Origin of the sequence: Pseudomonas sp. HLG18 (assembly GCF_051903985.1) — a bacterium.
Classification (GTDB): Bacteria; Pseudomonadota; Gammaproteobacteria; order Pseudomonadales; family Pseudomonadaceae; genus Aquipseudomonas; species Aquipseudomonas fluorescens_BT.
In genome coordinates this window covers 1,052,058-1,069,272 of sequence record NZ_CP195831.1, presented here as the reverse complement: position 1 = coordinate 1,069,272, position 17,215 = coordinate 1,052,058, and the positions used below count along the sequence as shown (strand labels likewise).

At 56.4% G+C, this 17,215-nt stretch carries 22 protein-coding genes; 9 read left to right on the top strand and 13 right to left on the bottom strand.

Annotated features, from left to right (window positions below; genetic code table 11):
• Positions 1-275 precede the first annotated feature (275 nt).
• The gene (locus ACSPX5_RS04925; RefSeq protein ID WP_169429682.1) at positions 276-575 is read left to right on the top strand and encodes a hypothetical protein; all 300 of its coding nucleotides are present in this window, start codon (positions 276-278) and stop codon (positions 573-575) included.
• 291 nt (positions 576-866) lie between these two features.
• Positions 867-1,079, top strand: a complete 213-nt coding sequence (locus ACSPX5_RS04920) for a cold-shock protein (protein ID WP_003179963.1) — start codon at positions 867-869, stop codon at positions 1,077-1,079.
• A gap of 72 nt (positions 1,080-1,151) precedes the next feature.
• On the opposite strand, the gene ACSPX5_RS04915 is transcribed toward ACSPX5_RS04920, so the two are convergent.
• Positions 1,152-1,469 carry an I78 family peptidase inhibitor gene (locus ACSPX5_RS04915; RefSeq protein WP_169429681.1) on the bottom strand — a complete coding sequence of 106 codons (318 nt, stop codon included), beginning with the start codon at positions 1,467-1,469 and terminating at the stop codon, positions 1,152-1,154.
• Between the two features lie 168 nt (positions 1,470-1,637).
• A complete protein-coding gene (locus ACSPX5_RS04910; protein ID WP_169429680.1) occupies positions 1,638-1,943 on the bottom strand; it encodes a hypothetical protein in 306 nt (101 codons plus the stop codon).
• Between the two features lie 131 nt (positions 1,944-2,074).
• On the opposite strand from ACSPX5_RS04910, the gene ACSPX5_RS04905 reads away from it, so the two are divergent.
• Positions 2,075-2,287 carry a hypothetical protein gene (locus ACSPX5_RS04905; RefSeq protein WP_207864975.1) on the top strand — a complete coding sequence of 71 codons (213 nt, stop codon included), beginning with the start codon at positions 2,075-2,077 and terminating at the stop codon, positions 2,285-2,287.
• A 32-nt stretch (positions 2,288-2,319) separates the two neighbouring features.
• On the opposite strand, the gene ACSPX5_RS04900 is transcribed toward ACSPX5_RS04905, so the two are convergent.
• The 8 genes from ACSPX5_RS04900 to ACSPX5_RS04865 form a co-directional block, all read right to left on the bottom strand.
• A complete protein-coding gene (locus ACSPX5_RS04900; RefSeq protein ID WP_169429678.1) occupies positions 2,320-3,348 on the bottom strand; it encodes a nucleoside hydrolase in 1,029 nt (342 codons plus the stop codon).
• Positions 3,349-3,392: 44 nt separating this feature from the next.
• On the bottom strand, positions 3,393-3,797 hold the full coding sequence (rbsD, locus tag ACSPX5_RS04895) for a D-ribose pyranase (RefSeq protein WP_169429677.1): 405 nt from the start codon (positions 3,795-3,797) through the stop codon (positions 3,393-3,395).
• On the bottom strand, positions 3,794-4,711 hold the full coding sequence (gene rbsK, locus ACSPX5_RS04890; protein WP_439821056.1) for a ribokinase: 918 nt from the start codon (positions 4,709-4,711) through the stop codon (positions 3,794-3,796). Before rbsK ends, rbsD begins: the two co-directional genes overlap by 4 nt.
• A gap of 24 nt (positions 4,712-4,735) precedes the next feature.
• On the bottom strand, positions 4,736-5,755 hold the full coding sequence (locus ACSPX5_RS04885) for a LacI family DNA-binding transcriptional regulator (protein ID WP_169429675.1): 1,020 nt from the start codon (positions 5,753-5,755) through the stop codon (positions 4,736-4,738).
• A gap of 3 nt (positions 5,756-5,758) precedes the next feature.
• Positions 5,759-6,736 (bottom strand): ABC transporter permease, encoded by a 978-nt coding sequence (locus ACSPX5_RS04880; RefSeq protein ID WP_169429674.1) that lies wholly within the window; start codon positions 6,734-6,736, stop codon positions 5,759-5,761.
• Positions 6,733-8,286: a sugar ABC transporter ATP-binding protein gene (locus ACSPX5_RS04875; RefSeq protein ID WP_207864979.1), complete on the bottom strand. Its 1,554-nt coding sequence runs from the start codon at positions 8,284-8,286 to the stop codon at positions 6,733-6,735. Before ACSPX5_RS04875 ends, ACSPX5_RS04880 begins: the two co-directional genes overlap by 4 nt.
• Positions 8,287-8,341: 55 nt before the next feature.
• On the bottom strand, positions 8,342-9,298 hold the full coding sequence (locus ACSPX5_RS04870) for a sugar ABC transporter substrate-binding protein (protein ID WP_169429672.1): 957 nt from the start codon (positions 9,296-9,298) through the stop codon (positions 8,342-8,344).
• A 200-nt stretch (positions 9,299-9,498) separates the two neighbouring features.
• The gene (locus ACSPX5_RS04865) at positions 9,499-9,945 is read right to left on the bottom strand and encodes a hypothetical protein (protein ID WP_207864981.1); all 447 of its coding nucleotides are present in this window, start codon (positions 9,943-9,945) and stop codon (positions 9,499-9,501) included.
• A 339-nt stretch (positions 9,946-10,284) separates the two neighbouring features.
• Here ACSPX5_RS04865 and ACSPX5_RS04860 point away from each other — a divergent pair, with 339 nt between their 5' ends.
• From ACSPX5_RS04860 to ACSPX5_RS04850, 3 genes are all read left to right on the top strand, one after another.
• Positions 10,285-11,373, top strand: a complete 1,089-nt coding sequence (locus ACSPX5_RS04860) for an asparaginase (RefSeq protein ID WP_085712019.1) — start codon at positions 10,285-10,287, stop codon at positions 11,371-11,373.
• Positions 11,374-11,552: 179 nt separating this feature from the next.
• Positions 11,553-11,843, top strand: a complete 291-nt coding sequence (locus ACSPX5_RS04855) for a DUF1654 domain-containing protein (RefSeq protein WP_439821055.1) — start codon at positions 11,553-11,555, stop codon at positions 11,841-11,843.
• A gap of 4 nt (positions 11,844-11,847) precedes the next feature.
• The gene (locus ACSPX5_RS04850) at positions 11,848-12,537 is read left to right on the top strand and encodes an endonuclease (RefSeq protein WP_169429669.1); all 690 of its coding nucleotides are present in this window, start codon (positions 11,848-11,850) and stop codon (positions 12,535-12,537) included.
• A 55-nt stretch (positions 12,538-12,592) separates the two neighbouring features.
• Here the strand turns inward: ACSPX5_RS04850 and ACSPX5_RS04845 are convergent, their stop codons facing one another.
• Together ACSPX5_RS04845 and ACSPX5_RS04840 are read right to left on the bottom strand one after the other, a co-directional pair.
• Positions 12,593-13,504, bottom strand: coding sequence for a siderophore-interacting protein (locus ACSPX5_RS04845; RefSeq protein ID WP_439821054.1), 912 nt, complete (start codon positions 13,502-13,504; stop codon positions 12,593-12,595).
• Positions 13,505-13,591: 87 nt separating this feature from the next.
• Positions 13,592-13,960: an SPOR domain-containing protein gene (locus ACSPX5_RS04840; RefSeq protein ID WP_439821053.1), complete on the bottom strand. Its 369-nt coding sequence runs from the start codon at positions 13,958-13,960 to the stop codon at positions 13,592-13,594.
• Between the two features lie 250 nt (positions 13,961-14,210).
• Here ACSPX5_RS04840 and csrA point away from each other — a divergent pair, with 250 nt between their 5' ends.
• The gene (csrA, locus tag ACSPX5_RS04835) at positions 14,211-14,405 is read left to right on the top strand and encodes a carbon storage regulator CsrA (RefSeq protein WP_003179932.1); all 195 of its coding nucleotides are present in this window, start codon (positions 14,211-14,213) and stop codon (positions 14,403-14,405) included.
• A 212-nt stretch (positions 14,406-14,617) separates the two neighbouring features.
• Here the strand turns inward: csrA and ACSPX5_RS04830 are convergent, their stop codons facing one another.
• Entirely contained in the window at positions 14,618-15,073 is a 456-nt protein-coding gene (locus tag ACSPX5_RS04830; protein ID WP_323160999.1) for a DUF2214 family protein, read from the bottom strand.
• Positions 15,074-15,515: 442 nt separating this feature from the next.
• Between ACSPX5_RS04830 and ACSPX5_RS04825 the strand changes: the two genes are divergently transcribed.
• Together ACSPX5_RS04825 and ACSPX5_RS04820 are read left to right on the top strand one after the other, a co-directional pair.
• The gene (locus tag ACSPX5_RS04825) at positions 15,516-15,809 is read left to right on the top strand and encodes a hypothetical protein (RefSeq protein WP_439821052.1); all 294 of its coding nucleotides are present in this window, start codon (positions 15,516-15,518) and stop codon (positions 15,807-15,809) included.
• Positions 15,810-16,234: 425 nt separating this feature from the next.
• Positions 16,235-17,191 carry a tyrosine-type recombinase/integrase gene (locus ACSPX5_RS04820; protein WP_236197429.1) on the top strand — a complete coding sequence of 319 codons (957 nt, stop codon included), beginning with the start codon at positions 16,235-16,237 and terminating at the stop codon, positions 17,189-17,191.
• The last annotated feature ends 24 nt before the right edge of the window (positions 17,192-17,215 follow it).

Genomic DNA, 17,215 nt, shown 5'->3' with positions numbered 1-17,215 from the left:
GCCTTACAGCGGCAGGAGCCTTGCGGCCAACCGGAAAACCGAACCAGAGTGACTGGGATTCAAATCAGAGTATTCGTACGCCGCCGCTACCGGGACTGAAGGTCATCCGGTGCCTGCGAAACGCTCGAGTCGGCCATGCTAGCACAGATGAACGGTCGCGCACGCACGCTGGTTTTACCGGCAGGCAAATCGTCTGTTTTATGCCAAAGTGATGAACTTGATCGGCCCCTCAGCCATCAGATAACAAGACATCGACCCACAAGGAGCATCTTCGCATGCGTCTGAACACCCTATTTGCCGCAGTCGTCCCTTTAGTTCTGCTGTTGCCGCTGAGCGCGCAGGCCGCCTGGCCGAAAGGCGTAAAAGAGCAATACATGAATGACTGCACCAAGGCGGCCAGCCAAAGCGTCAACCCGACTGTAGCCAAACAACACTGCACCTGCGGCGCTGATGTCCTGGAGAAGAAATTCACCACGCAGGAAATCGCTCAACTGATGGACAAGAACACCCCGCCGAGTGGCGAATTGGGTCAGCGCGCACTGAAAGAAATCTCGGTTTGCCGAGTGCAAAAATAGTCCCGATGAACGGATTTGTGGGCATTCGATAAGCGCAAAACAGCCGAAATGCCCCTGAATTCGATATTTTATGCAGGTTTTATAGCTTTTTTTACACCCCTTCGAATTGGCTGAAAGCCTCTGAAACCGGGGGTTACAGACATTCAAACTGTCGAAGCGTCTGCAATATGAAAGCAAACAGCACGTCCGGGGGGCTACCAAACCGAACATTTCGACTATGATACCCGGGTGTGCCCAGTTGGCCTGAGCAGCACAGTACTACTGAAAATATATGTTTCTTGGAGATACACCATGTCTAATCGCCAAACCGGCACCGTTAAATGGTTCAACGATGAAAAAGGCTTCGGCTTCATCACTCCTCAAGGTGGCGGTGACGACCTGTTCGTACACTTCAAAGCTATCGAATCCGACGGTTTCAAAAGCCTGAAAGAAGGCCAGACCGTTTCCTTCGTGGCTGAGAAAGGCCAAAAGGGTATGCAAGCTGCACAAGTTCGCCCAGAGTAATTTCCCGGCGCACTAAAAAAACCCCGTCCATGTGACGGGGTTTTTTATGCCTGTGACAAAAACGACCCGGGATCAGCCACAGTTGGCGCGGATGACCACCAGATTGTTGTCGGTGTTCAGATTCAGGCGATCGGAGCGGTATTCCAGGGTGATCATGTCCGTAGGTTTGAGGAAGCGGGCATTTTGCGCGCCAGACTTGGCACGAGCCTGCTCTAGCAGCTCCGGGGAAGCCCTTTTACCGATGGCAAATTCCGCAGCCTTTGCTTCACAGCGGCCATGACCGGCATCGGACGCCACAGGATCCTTTGCCGACTCGCTGGAGGTCGTGCTGCATCCGGCCAACATGGCAGCGGCCATAAGTGCACCCAGTGATGCGAACTTCAAAGGCATGAAGCCTCCTTCTTTCTAATGGTTAAGCTGAGATCGTGCGACCGCCATTCCGGCGTTTGGTTTCACAACACCTGTGGACACCCTGCCCCACTACCCGGAAAAAACGCTGAGTCTGCCTGAAGCGCGCGCAATGCATCTCCATACAATCGTCACCGAATATTAACGAGCTCAGTAGATGTCGATGTAGTCGAGCGGCGGATTCGGCCAATTGTCTTTGAGAGCATTGAAAATCTGCATGACCCAGACTTCATCACTGGCTGCGACGTTTCCCACATAGCCAGATCCCTTTGCCCAGGTTTCCAGACGAAACGACAGCCCATCGATATCCTGACCGCCAGTGACCCCCGCCGAAATATAGGCAATCCCGCCCTTGGTCACACGCAACTGGGTGTGCTCATCATCACTGGCGGAGGCCAGCAACCGGCGCACAGCGTCAAGTGTCAGGCCATCGGGAGAATTCAAATCGATCTGCACGGCTCGGTACCTGGTTTCTTAAAGACGACCAAGTGTCGCATAGCCCCGCGTTCATGCCTAAGTCGCAGTGCCAAACGCCGGACAAAATGGTTAACTCGAAACTCCGACCCAGCGACCTCCCGAGCCCCGACATGACGACCGTAAGCATCTCCGCCGACATCAAGGCCCACTGGCCACAAGGGCATAGTTCCTACAGTCCGGGCAGTCCTGAGGAGTTGGCGCTGATCAGCATCGACCTGCTGGTCAAGACGCTGGGAACACAAGCTGCGCAATCATTCATCGCCCAGCTGTTCGAGAAATATCCGGACGACTTCAAAGGCACACCGGATACAGGGAATGAGTAAAGCCCGCAGGCTGGCACCTGCGGGCATCACGCTTACTTCAAACGTTTCAGACGCTCGGTCAACAGATCGAAGAAGCCCTGAGCATCGCCGTTTTCTACCCAGAATGCATTTTTCGGTGCCTTGAGACCGTCATACCAGTCGACGATGGTCTGCCCGAATGTCGGACCTTCGCGACTGTCGATCACCACGTTCACCGAACGACCCGTAAACAGCTCCGGCTTGAGCAGATAAGCGATAACCGTGGCGTCATGCACCGGGCCACCCGGGATGCCGTAGTGTTCCATGTCACCCTTGATGTACTCGTTGAGGATGTCGCCGACAATTTTGCTCGCATTGTTGTTCAGCGCTGCGATCTGCTTCAGACGTGCATCGCTGGTCAGCACCTTGTGGGTCACGTCCAGCGGCAGGTAAGTCAGTTTCACCCCGCTCTTGAGAACGACCTCAGCCGCCTGTGGATCGGCAAACAAGTTGAATTCGGCCACCGGCGTGATGTTGCCACCATTGAAGTGAGCGCCACCCATGATGACCACTTCCTTGATGCCCTGAACGATCTCCGGCTCCTGGATCAGCGCCAGCGCCAGGTTGGTTTGCGGGCCAAGCATGGCGATAGTGATGCTGTGCGGCTTGGCGTTCTTCAGCGTATCGATCAAGTAGTTGACCGCGTTGCCCTTGGCCAGACCTTTTTTCGGCTCATGCACAGTGACACCCGACAGGCCTTCCTTGCCATGGATGTTCTCGGCGTAGATCGGCGTGCGCATCAACGGTTTTGGCGCGCCCGCATAGACCGGAACCTCTTCGCGCCCTGCCCACTCACGGGCCAGTCGCGCATTGCGAGAAGTCTTGTCGAGACGCACGTTGCCGGCCACGGTGGTCAGCGCGCGAATATTCAGCTCCTCCGGCGATGCCAGAGCAAACAACAGGGCCACCACATCATCGGCCCCCGGATCGGTGTCGATGATCAGATCGATCTTTTCCGCCGCTTGGGCGCCGGTCGCGGTTATCACGGACAAAAGCAGCAGACTCCGGATCAGTTGGTGCAGTTTTTGAGCATAGCGGTGCATGGCGCATTCCTTGTGCTTATGAAATCGAAAGGGTTTGAACCCGGTTAAAACGTCACCCCGGCGACCAGCACGATGTTGCAATACGGCTGACATTCGCCTGTACGGACAATCGCTCGCGCCTGTCGGCTGAGAACCTTGAATTGCTCGTGAGTGAGCAGATCGCGCCGCCCCAGTGCGCCTTCGTCATTCAATGCGTCCAGCGAAGCCAGCGCACCGGGTTGTTTGTCGAAGACTTCCCGGGCGAGCACATGACTCTCGACCTGCATTTCGCTGAGGACGACGTTCAGAGTGCTGACGAAGTCCGGAACACCGTGCGTCAGCGCAAGGTCGATCAACTCGACGCCCGGCGGTACAGGCAAGCCGGCGTCACCGATCACGACCATGTCGCCATGACCAAGGGAGGCGATCAGCCGAGACAGCGCGATGTTGAGCAATGGAGTCTTTTTCATACGGGTTTGAATGCCTGGACTTCGGTTAAAGTGGGAATGGACGGCTGGGCACCCGGCCGAGTAACAGACAGCGCCGCGGCTATCTGACCAAAACGAATGGCCTCGACCTCGGTATTGCCAGCGGCCAGCGCCGCTGCAAAACCGCCGACGAAGGTATCCCCGGCAGCCGTGGTATCAACCGCCTTCACTTTGGGTGCAGGAAAATGCTGGTTACCCGCGCCATTGGAGAACAAAGCCCCCTGAGCGCCCAGCGTGACGATCACATTGCCGGCACCCATCGAAATCAGCCGGGCAGCCGCTTTTTCAGCGCTCTCCAGCGAGTCCACCGGCAAACCGCTGAGGGCGGCGGCTTCACTTTCATTGGGAATCAGGTAGTCGATGGAGGCAAACCAGTCTGATGGCAACGGACGGCTGGCCGGAGCCGGGTTCAAGATGACTGTTTTGCCCAGTTCGCGACCGCGCTTGAGCGCATGCCCGACGGTGGCATCGGGAATTTCCAGCTGACAAATGATCACATCCGCCGCCTGCAGCACCGCGTCGAAACGGTCGACCACCCCAGGCGTCATCGAACCGTTGGCCCCGGCAACAATGACGATTGCGTTCTGACTGTTGTCATCGACCACAATCAGCGCTACGCCACTGGAATTCTCGACCACACTGACGGCCTGGCAATTGATCTGCTCGGCCAACAATGCGTCGCGCAACTGCACGCCGTAGTCGTCATTGCCGACACAACCCACCATCGACACCTGTGCCCCCAACCGGGCAGCGGCTACCGCCTGGTTGGCACCCTTGCCACCTGACACAGTGGCGAACGAATGACCGATCAGTGTTTCGCCACCCCGAGGCAAGCGAGGCGCCCGGGTGACCAGGTCCATGTTCAGGCTGCCTATTACCACTACATTTGCGGGCATACATCACTACTCATCAATTCGGTTTCAGCGATATTCGGTAAACACGCCAGCCAGTGGCGCGGTCGACTCTCGCAGGACAATACTCGGGGTCACGATCCGCTGATCAGTGGCCAGATCCGGGGTGGCAATTCTTCGCAGCAACACTTCCGCTGCCATTTCGCCCAACTGCAGGATCGACTGCCCCACAGTCGTCAGCGCCGGATACACGTAACGGCTCATCTGGATATCGTCGAAACCGATCACCGACAACTCGGCAGGCACACGTACATTGCGTTCGGCGGCGGCTCGCAGTACACCGATGCCGATCATGTCGTTGCCGGCGAAGATGGCACTGGGAGGATTGCTCTCAAGCAACACCGCCGCCGCGTTGTAACCGCCAGTGCTGGTGAAATCGCTTTCCAGCATCCGCGATGGCGGCACTTCAATACCCGCCTCTTTCAAGGCGCGGCAAAAACCTGCCTGACGCATTTGCGCAACACTGGTGCTCGCAGGACCGCCAACTGTGGCGATATCACGATGTCCAAGTTCAATCAGGTGTCTTGTCGCCAGATAGGCGCCATATTCATGGTCGATGCGCACGAGATCGGCGTCCACACCTTCCAGCCCCCGGTCAACGATCACCATCGGCGTCTTGACCCCGGCCAGCCCCTGCGCCAGACCACTGTCACCGCCAGCAGAGGCGACGATCAAGCCATCGATACGCTTCTCCAGCAACACTCGCAGATAACTGCGCTGTTTTTCCGGATTGTCGTCGGAGTTGCAGAGAATCACGCAGTAGCCATTGCGCTCACAATAATCCTCGATGCCCCGCGCCAGTTCGGCGAAGTACGGGTTGAGACTGTTGGGTACCAGCAAACCAATGGTGGCAGTGGTCTTGGCCTTCAGCGATCGGGCGACGGCGCTCGGTACATAGTCGAGGCTCTTGATCGCCGCCTCGACTTTCAGCCGCACCTCCTGACTCACCGGCCGGGTGTTGTTCACAACATGAGAGACGGTCGTGTAGGAAATACCCGCAAGTGCCGCCACATCCTTGATCGTTGCCATGTCTCAGCCCCGCCGGTTTGCGCGGTGGCTGCGATACGTATCGAGCACCACAGCGATAACGATTACCGCGCCGGTGATGATGCGCTTGGTCGGTTCCGTTGCACCAATCTGCGCAAGGCCGGCTGCCAGCACCGAAATGATCAACACGCCGAAGAAAGTGCTGATGACCGAACCCCGGCCGCCCATCAGGCTGGTACCACCGATCACCACGGCAGCGATCACCTGCAGCTCAAGGCCTGAACCGGCGTTTGGATCGGCCGCTTCCAGACGGGAAATCTGGAACAGCGCGGCGATGCCGGCCAGCAAACCCATCAGACTGAACACCAGGACCTTGTAGGGCTTGGGATTGATGCCCGCGAGTCGCACCGCTTCCTCATTGGTACCGATGCCGATCAGGTAACGACCGAACACGGTTCGGGTCAACACTGCCTGAGCGATGAAAATCACCAGCAAGGCAATGATGAACGAGGGCGAGATACCGAAAGCGATAGGGTTCGACAACCAGGCGAAGGAATCGCCGATGTAGGCCGTGCGGGAACCGGTCATCTGATAGGCCAGCCCCCGGGCCATCTCGAGCACGCCGAGCGAGACGATGAAAGACGGAATTCTCCAGGCAACCGTGATCGAACCGGTAACCGTCCCTGCCAAAGCCGCCACTGCCATGCCGAGCAGTGCAGATGGCAAAACACTCCAGCCCCAGCCAAGGATTGCCACGCTGACGGTGGAGGCCGCGAGCGCCAGTACAGAACCCACCGAAAGATCGATGCCACCGATGATCAGGACAAAGGTCATGCCCACCGCCAACACCATCAGGTCGGGAATCTGATTGGCCAAAGTACTGAAGGTGTTGTACGACAGAAAGTGGCTGCTCATGACCGAGAACAGCGCGACCATCGCCAGCAAGGCACCGGCCAGGCCCAGATAGGTACCCAGACCATAGAAGTTGCCACTACGTTTGCCGGCAGAAGATGCAGTTTTCATGGGAGATCCCTAGGCGCTGCTTCGTTGAGCAACGCATCACGTTTTTGGTAGCCGGCGAACGCCGCGGCAAGCAAGTCATCCTGGGTCCAGCTGTCACGCTCGAAGGTATCGATCAGGCGCCCCGCCGACAGCACACCGATACGGTCGCAAATCAACATCAACTCACGCAGGTCGCTGGACACCACCACCAGCGCCTTGCCCTGCCGGGTCAGTTCGCCGAGCAGGTTATAAATGTCAAACTTGGCACCGACATCGATACCGCGAGTCGGCTCATCGAACAGCAACACCGAACAGTCGCGCTCCAGCCAGCGGCCGATCACGACTTTTTGCTGGTTGCCGCCGGACAATTCGGATACGAGTTGAGTCGGGCTGGAACTGCGGATTCGCATGGCATCGATCTGCCGCTTGGCCAGAGAGATCTCATCGCCATTGTTGACGAAACCACCGCTGGAAATCTCCGGCATATTGCCCAGAGCAATATTGGCGCTGATCGACTGACTCAGCAGCAGGCCTTCACCTTTTCGATCTTCCGTGATCAGGGCGATACCGTTGCGCACTGCGTCGACCGGCGAGCGAATACTCACCACCTGTGCCGGCGAGCCGAGAGCAACGCTGCCGCTGTCGGCGAGATCGGCGCCGAAAATCAGGCGCAGCAGTTCCGTGCGCCCTGCCCCGATCAAACCGGAAATGCCAAAAATCTCACCGGCACGCACTTCGAAGGACACGTCACGGACCTTGTCGGAACGAGTGAGGCCTTTGACCGTCAGCGCAGGGGCACCGATATTGCGCGGGCCCATGTCCATGTGTTCGCCCAACTCGCGACCGACCATCAGCGTGACCAGTTGCTCGCTGTTGTAGTTGGCCATCGGCTCGACACACACCAGATTACCGTCACGCAACACGGCAATGCGTTGTGCGACTCGGGCCAGCTCTTCGAGACGATGAGAGATATAGATGATCGCAACGCCGCGCGCCTGCAGACGAGTGATCTGCTCAAAGAGCATTTCGACTTCGCGAGCGGTGAGCATCGCGGTCGGCTCGTCGAGGATCAACACATGGCAATCGCCGATCAGGTTACGCGCGATTTCGACCATTTGCTGGTGACCGATGCCCAACTCGCCGACCAGGGTGTCCGGATCGATGGCATCCAGACCGACTTGAGCCATGGCCTCGATGGCAGCCTTACGCAGTTGCTTGCGACTGATCCAGCCGCCGTTGCTTGGCAAGTTGTCGAGAAACAGGTTCTCCGCCACCGACAAGGTCGGCAGCAGATTGAGTTCTTGCATGACCATACGAACGCCAAGCTCTTCTGCCTGGGTACGACTGCCGGGGCGATACTCCTTGCCCTGGAACTGCATCTGCCCGGCCGTCGGTGTTACCAGGCCACCAATGATCTTCGACAGGGTACTTTTACCGGCACCGTTCTCGCCGGTCAGCGCCAGCACTTCACCGCGCATCAGCGTCAGGTCGATACCGGTGAGTACCGGTTGCGCATAGGTCTTGCCGATACCGCTGACCGAGAGGACAGCGTTCGGGGCGGAAACTGACATAAAAACTCTCCGTGCGCTCGCCCGGACGGGCGAGCGCCATTGTGTCGCCGAAGGACTACTTGGTAACCAGTTCGACCGGCGTTTCGATCACACCATTGGCACCGCTGTCGACTTTCTCGCCCTTGAGAATCTTCAACGCAGTCTCAATACCGAATACGGCCTGTTTGGCAGCGAACTGGTCGGCGGTCGCCAGAACGCGACCGTCCTTGAGCATTGGCTTGATCGCATTGATGTTGTCGTAGCCGACCACTTGCACCTGCCCGGCCTTGCCCGCAGCACGCACAGCGGAAACAGCGCCTACAGCCATGCTGTCGTTACCGGCCAGCAGCGCCTTGACGTCCGGATATTCGCTGAGGATCGACGCGGCGACCTTGTTGCCCTTGTCGATTTCCCAATCACCGGACTGCAGGGAAACCACCTTGATCTGTGCGGCCTCCATCGCATCCTTGAAGCCAGCGGTGCGCTGCTGGGCGTTAGTCGTCGTGGAAACGCCCTCGATGATGCCGACTTCGTCACCGGCCTTCAGTTGCTTGGCAAGGTACTCGCCTACCAGACGAGCGCCCTTGCGGTTGTCCGGCCCCACGAACGGTACGCTGATGTTCTTGCTCTTGATGACGGCCGGATCAAGCTGATTGTCAATGTTGATCACAGTGATGCCGGCATCCACGGCCTTCTTGATCACCGGCACCATGGCCTTGGAGTCGGACGGCGCAATGACCAGCGCATTGACCTTCGCCAGAATCATCTGCTCGACGATGCGGGTCTGGCCGGCGGTATCGGTTTCGTCCTTGATCCCGTTGGAGATCAGGTCGAAATCGGCGGAGTGTTCTTTCTGGTAAGCCTTGGCGCCGTCTTCCATGGTCAGGAAGAATTCGTTGGCCAAAGACTTCATGACCAGTGCGACCTTGGGTTTTTCCGGAGATTCGGCGAATGCCGAAGAGACAGGCAGTGCGGCGGATGCGGCAGCCAGCACGGCGACAGCGAGAAGACGTCCAGCGAATGGCAGCTTCATGGGTTCACTCCGATCTTATGATTATTGTGAGCAACGCTTGCGCTGACGTAAGCTTCGTCGGCATCTTCCAGACAACAGGGTCTCGGAAAAGCCGCGCAAACGTTTGCGTAGACCGAACTATGCGAATCCCGCCAACGTTTGTCAACAATCAGAATCGGTATTGACTGCAGGGCGAATCTGCAGATTCGCCCCTTGAGTGCTTAAGCCGTGGTGTTGACCAGGTTACCACCGGATGAGCCCTTGGACATTTCCTTGACCAGCGCAGCGGAGACTTCCAGTAGCGCGCCGCTGGTTTCAGCGATCTCCCCCTGAACAGACATGACTGCCTGCGACTTCGCCTCGGGAGTCGGGTAGCTCGCAGCTTGCGCCGCAGCGAGGCGTTGCTGCTGCTCCTGCAGTTGCTTCTGCAATTCCTGCATCCGTTTCAGCAACATCTTGACGGTGACACTCAGGTTGTCGCCGCTTTCAGCCTTGCTGTCTTCTTGCGCCGCACCGCCGGTTCTGACTTGGTTGCTTTCGGTTTTTTCAACGCCCAGTGCTTCGGTGGAAGCATCCGCTTGCGCATCATTCATGGCATTGATCGTCGCTGCGGTTTTACCGCCGATGGTAACAGCGCCCGGATTTGTAAAACCGATGGTCAGTGACATGTGAACTCCCTAATTTCAAGTTTCCTTCAACAACCATCGGCCTGCGGGGCGCTTTCTTTAGCAGAGAATCCAAAACCTGCAATTTGAATCGTTCGACAACGGCCGTAGTCCCTTTCGGAGAGCCGAACACGAAAGCGCCCACCGTTCGGAATACCGGATAGGCAATTCTCGCCAATCAAAAAAATATTGATATAAATCATAAGGTTAAACATTTCTCTAAAGCACAGTACGGCTGGTACAGATCCTGCTCCCCTACTGCACCCCTGGCATTCAGATCGGCCCGGGGCGCATCTAGATGAACCTGCAATCAGCACCGTCTCACTACTAGAGAGAAAAATAATGAAATCTGCTTTCAACACATTGGTTCCGGGCGCTTTGGCCCTGTTGCTGCTCCTGCCCTCCGCCCTTCAGGCAAAAGAAGTTGAAACCCAGACCAAACTGGCCAACGTGGTGGTTCTCGCTACAGGCGGCACCATTGCCGGCGCCGGCGCCAGTGCGGCCAACAGCGCTACCTATCAGGCAGCCAAGGTCGGTATCGAACAATTGATCGCCGGCATCCCCGAGCTGAGCAAACTGGCGAATGTGCGTGGCGAGCAAGTCATGCAGATCGCCTCGGAAAGCATCACCAATGAAAACCTGCTGCAACTGGGTCGCCGCGTATCCGAGCTGGCCGACAGCAAAGACGTCGATGGCATCGTCATCACCCACGGCACCGACACCCTGGAAGAAACCGCCTACTTCCTGAACCTGGTAGAGAAAACCGACAAGCCGATCATCGTTGTCGGCTCGATGCGCCCCGGCACCGCCATGTCGGCGGACGGCATGCTCAACCTGTACAACGCCGTCGCCGTCGCCAGCAGCAAGGAAGCCCACGGCAAAGGTGTACTGGTCACCATGAACGATGAAATCCAGTCCGGCCGCGATGTCAGCAAAATGATCAACATCAAGACCGAAGCATTCAAAAGCCCATGGGGCCCGCTGGGCATGGTGGTCGAAGGAAAATCCTACTGGTTCCGCCTGCCAGCCAAGCGCCACACCATGGATTCGGAATTTGATATCAAGAACATCAAGAGCCTGCCTGACGTAGAAATCGCCTACTCCTACGGCAATGTCGGCGATACAGCCTACAAGGCCCTGGCCCAGTCCGGCGCCAAAGCGATCATCCATGCTGGCACCGGCAACGGCTCGGTGTCTTCCCGTGTCGTCCCGGCCCTGCAGGCCCTGCGCAAGGATGGCGTTCAGATCATTCGATCTTCCCACGTCAACGCCGGAGGTTTCGTTCTGCGCAACGCCGAACAGCCTGACGACAAGTACGACTGGGTCGTCGCTCACGACCTGAACCCTCAGAAGGCTCGCATCCTGGCGATGGTCGCCCTGACCAAAACCAACGACAGCAAAGAACTGCAGCGGATGTTCTGGGAGTACTGATTCAGCCTCGCCCGGTCGAGTCTCGGCCGGGCAACTCTTTCACCACTCGCCACCCTCGCGGGTGGTGAAATTACCTACACCACCCTCGCTCCTTTCCTGCACAAATATTTCGGATGAGCCACATCAAAACCGGAAAACCGCTGTCAGAGGATTTTCTTGATTTTTAAGCAGTTGCGAAAATGCTTACAGTTAAATACTGTATGCACGTACAGCTTAATAAGGATAACCTCGTGGCCACTTCCTCTGACGCTCCCGATGCTTACGAACGCATGGGTATGCGCGTTCAAAAGATCATCAACTCCCCCTCCGCACAAAAAGCCAAAGCCGCTCTGATCTTCCGCCTCCCGGATGAACCGATGGATGCATGGGAACGCCTGCTGGAAGAGATCGACGAGAACGACAACGTCACCCTCGCTTATCGCGACGATGGTGGCGTGCAGATTTTCTGGGTTGTACCGAAGGAAGATTGACTCAATGATTGTCCGTTTGCTTGCTGTGCTTTTGCTGTTCATCTCACTTGGCGCCCAGGCCGGCGCACCCCGCACGTTTACCGAAGCCAAGAAGGTCGCCTGGAAGTTGTACGCCCCACAATCCACCGAGTTCTATTGCGGCTGCAAATACACGGGCAATAAGGTCGACCTGGCGGCTTGCGGTTACGTTCCGCGCAAAAATGCCAAGCGTGCCTCCCGGATTGAATGGGAACACATCGTCCCGGCCTGGGAGTTCGGCCATCAGCGCCAATGCTGGCAGGAAGGCGGACGCAAGAATTGCACGCGCTACGACCCTGGCTACCAGAAAGCCGAAGCCGACCTGCACAACCTGGTACCGAGCATTGGCGAGGTCAATGGTGATCGCAGCAACTTCAGCTACGGCTGGCTTCCGGTCGAAAAAGGTCAATATGGCTCATGCCTGACCCAAGTCGATTTCAAGGCGAAAAAGGTCATGCCCCGTCCTTCGATTCGCGGCATGATCGCCCGTACCTACTTCTATATGAGCAAGCAATATGGCTTGCGACTGTCGAAGCAGGATCGGCAGCTGTATGAAGCCTGGGACAAGACGTACCCGGTGCAGGATTGGGAACGTCAGCGCAATCAGAGCGTGGCGTGCGTGATGGGACGCGGCAACGAGTTCGTCGGACCGGTCAACCTGAAAGCCTGCGGCTGATTGTTCGCACATAATGAAAAGGCCTCGCGCTTCACGCTCGAGGCCTTTTTTGTGGTCAGCTGCCGGGCTTGTTGTAACGCCAGTAACCCATCAGATTGAGTGACTCACGAGGAATACCGCGCTCCTTGATCAGGTATCTGCGCAAATTCATGACTGCAGCCGATTCACCGGCGATCCAGCCATAGAATCCTTCCGTGGCGGCTTCAGCGATTTCCCAGAGGATCTCCTGATCGACATCAACGTCGGCCAACTCCACCGCCTGGTTGACGAGTGATGTGTCGACGGGCAATGCAGCCTTTCGCACCGCCTCTACCATCAGCGCCCCGGCCACTGTGGTGCCGGTCTGCTCGCGAATCAGCCACTGCACCGACAGACCTGGCCAGTCAGGCACCGCAAGCATGTCCGCCGCGCTGTCGACCTCCAGAAACACTTGAGCCGGAGGTGGATCCGCAAGTACTGCCAATTCATCGAGAATCCCCATCGCCGCAGGCAACGCAGTCGAGTCGGCAACCAGTAAAAGCTGCCTGAGCAACTGCGGAGGCTTCCATTCAAAACCACCCGCCTCGCTCGCCGAGTACCGGCTATCAGGCGCCAGGATTTGCATCGGCTCACCCGGTTGCGCTCGCAAGGCCCAGCGAGAAGCAGGGCCGGTTTCGCCATGCAGAACAAAGTCGATGTCGACCTCACCCTGATCGGCTCGCAAGTGGCGGATGGTGTAGGTACGCATCGGCGGGCGTCGGTCTGCCAGCATCGAGCGCAAACGAGCGTACCATCCCTCATCCTGAGAGAGCCTGGCGGGAGAGCCATCCGGCGCCGGGAAGAACAGTTTGACTCGCTGATCAGGAGCCCAGGTAGCCATTTCGCTGACTGCCGAGCCGGCGAGAGTGATCCGCATGAGGTGCGGACTGAGCTGCTGCTTGTGTCGCAATACAACGTCGAACAACTTGTAAGGACTGGCGGAGGCCATGCGGAGCTCCTTCTGAGCATCGTCGGTGACTCCAGTAAAAACGTATCACACCGGACACCCTTTAGTCCGCTCCGCCGAAAGGAACGTTTACTGCGTCGTGCTGCGCTCGATCACAAGTGTCTCGATGTTCTGCTTTTTCGCCTTGACCAGTGCAGCGTTCACATCGGCCTGTTTCGCTTCGGCTTCGGCTTTGGAATTGAATGGCCCCAGCAGGATCCGGGTCTTTCCGCTGGGATCCTTGATGACATTGGCGATAAACGCATGCTCGATCAACCAGCCGCTCAGATCACTTACGGCTTGAGGTGTTTCGCCGCGCACCTCCAGATCCCACTGCGGTCCGGATACTGTCGCAGGCGTTGTCACCGCTACCGTTTTTGATTTTTGCGTTTCCACGCTCTTGCCTTCACCACATCCTGCCAATGCCAGTGCTGCGACCAAACAGACCAATTTGCGCACAACGCTTCCCTCTGATTTTTTGAAACGGCGATCTTAGCATTCACGAATACTTTCAGAGCCCCGCAAAATGGGCACAAAACTACGAGATTGATGGTTGCCGCACCTGTATAGTTACGCGCTGGGAATTAATGCCACGTCTGCGCGTCAGAAAGAGGCACCCAAACCGTGAGACTTCGCACTAATCTATACGTACCACCGACCTCTGCACTGTCTGAATCAGGTGCCCTACAAAGCAATCAAGGAGAAGACCATGCTGATACTCACCCGCAAAGTCGGTGAAAGCATAAACATCGGTGATGACATTACCATCACCATTCTCGGCGTAAGCGGCCAGCAGGTTCGCATCGGCATCAACGCGCCAAAGAACGTTGCCGTACACCGTGAAGAAATTTACCAGCGCATTCAGGCCGGCCTGACCGCTCCGGACAAGCCACAAACCCCCTGAGCCCCGTCGTAGTCAGTAGCCAGTTCGTTCACCTTCGCGTAATGACTGGCTAAAGAACCGAGCGCCGTTTTGCCACCCCCACCTCCCTGGTGACGGCGCAGGCCATACAGACTCCCTTGCTGCACGTCTTCTTTTTTCGCTACCGATACTAACCATGATCACAATGGTTGGCTGTCGGACGTTTCCGAATAGAAGCCAGGAATCGTGCCAACCTAGCCGAATGTCACTCCCCGTGCCATCCCGGTGGCTGCCATCACCATCAGCACCAGCAACAGCGCTTCAGCATGACTGATCCGCGCAAAGACTTTTGCACGCCCGCTATCGAACGAGGTGCCGCGGCCCCTGGCCATGCGCCATTTGATCAGCGTAATCATCGGGGCCAATTCCAGAACCAGAATCAGCACAAACAGTGTCATCTTCACGTGGAACAGCGGTTGGTGCAGGTAATAGTCGGCACCCTTTTCATACCCGCCAAAGGCTCGCATGCCACCGCTCACCAGCAGCACCAATGCCGATATCCCCCACAGATTATCCGCGAGCAATACCCGCCCGACATCACCAGCCCCGGCAGCCAGACGACTGAATGCCGTGCCGCGGGTCAATACAGCCCAGAATCCCAGGGCGAACGCCAGTAGATGAACCGCTGCAAGAAACCAATGAACGAGCATTGTTGAACTCCCGTCAGACTGAGATTGAAATCGGCCAGACAGTAGTAGTCGATAATGTATGGTTTTGCCCGGCAGCGCCCATGGCGGGCAATGCATGCCAGGAGCAAGGGCAGGATGGCGATTGAAGGAGGCAAATCGCAGGCAAAAAAAATCCCAAGCAGCTGATGGAAGCTTGGGATTTAAAAATGCATAAACCGTGGTGGTGAACGCGGGGCGGATACTACTGATTTTTTCAGTATGTAACAACGTATTTTTGATAACCGGTTGGTTCAATAAAATCGTAAGCCTTTCAATATCCACACTATTTTTATGGTCGTCGAGATTTCGAAGATCAAAAAGTCATTTTCAGGAAAGACCCCTCATACAAAACAGAAAAGGCCTACATTCTCATCAGGTGATCTGACGTAAAAAGCCCGAATTCTTATTTCCAATGGAGTTTTGGGTGACTCAACCATTCGATGGCATCAACAGAAAGGCCATAACCAATACGCACCACACGATACGATATGTCAGGAAGCTAGCTAGAGCGCTGAAGCGGATTGCAGGGCTGGAAAGCGCCAAACCATGCGCAACGCCTGTTCGAATGTATCGGGAAGAGTTTGAACACAGCCTGAAAAATCTGAACGGCTTGATGAGCCTCCCTCGATTACCGAGCGGGGAATACGCCGATCCACACACTCAAGCGTCATGGATTCAATGGAAAAACGACGAACAACAAAAAGACCTCAAATTATAAACCTCTGAAAATCCATCGCCAGTTCGCAGATCAATCTCACCATCCGCCGCCAGAATCGCCCTCCACCACGCGTCCAAGTGACTTCCCGCAGGAATACATCCAGGCATTGCCGGGGCACGCGGACGAGAAGATGACGACGCACTACCAGGAGGGCACAGCGACTGGACGATCGAGTACGTGAGGTGGGCGCCGAATTGGCGTTCCGAGATGGGGTTTTGCAAAAGTTTTGCAAATCGCAGGCAACAAAAAAGGGCCCACCTTTCGGTGGGCCCTTCCAGACCGCCCAGCAGAGCGGATTTTGTTTGGTAGGCGCGATTGGACTCGAACCAACGACCCCCACCATGTCAAGAGCCACCATGCTGGGCGCTAAGCCACGAAGCTTAAGGCCCTAAGAGAACGCCCATTCACATTATGAGGCGTCAACAATGGCTAACATCCGCTCCCTCCCATCAGGTAACTGGAACGCTCAGGTACGCTTGAAGGGGAAACCTGCCCAGTCTAAAACCTTCCCCACTCAAGCACTGGCCCAAGCATGGGCTGACCAGCTTGAAGCTGTCACCAAGGAACACCAAACCCATACGCTTTACACCTTGGGCATGACCTACTGTGAAACCCTGCTCAAGGGAAAAGGTAGCTACGACCATGCAATCAAGATCGTTGCCCAGCTCTATGCTGCATTCCCTCAGTCAATCCATGACATCACCCCTCAGCTAGTCAATGACTTCAAGCTGAAGCGTCTACAGACGGTCAAGCCTGCTACCTGTCGCATTCAGTTAGCGTTCATGTCCCGTTTCTTCAGGTTCGCTAAGCGTGGCCTGCTAATCGACATACACAACCCCGTAAGTGACATAGCCCTACCCAAACCAGACAAATCTAGTGACAAGGTAATCAGTGCAGGCGAGCTAAGACGATTGCTCAGCAAGCTATCCCCCACCATGGCTCTCATCGTAGAGCTTGCCTATGAAACAGCTATGAGACGTTCAGAAATACTCAAGCTGACGACTCACTGTCTTCACCTGGATGAACGAATTGCGGATGTTATTGATGGGAAGAATGGCACTAGGTCTGTGCCCCTAACCATCAGAGCCGTGGAGTTACTGAAAGAAGCCCAGCGCCTTGCATTAGCAGACCGAGCAAACAAGGGAAGACTGTTCACTGTGACGCCTCATAGCGTCTCACAGGCTGTCAGGTTAGCAAGGAACAAAGCAGGCTTAGACAATAGCGTTAGGCTTCATCAGTTAAGACATACACGCATTACTAACGTAGCCAAGAAAGGATTTAACAACGCTCAGATAATGATTGTGTCGGGACACAGGGACACTCGGTCTGTGGCTAGATACTCCCACTTGAACGCTAAGGATGTTCTTCACTTGATTGATTAAACGCCCTGTAAGCTCACAGGAGCG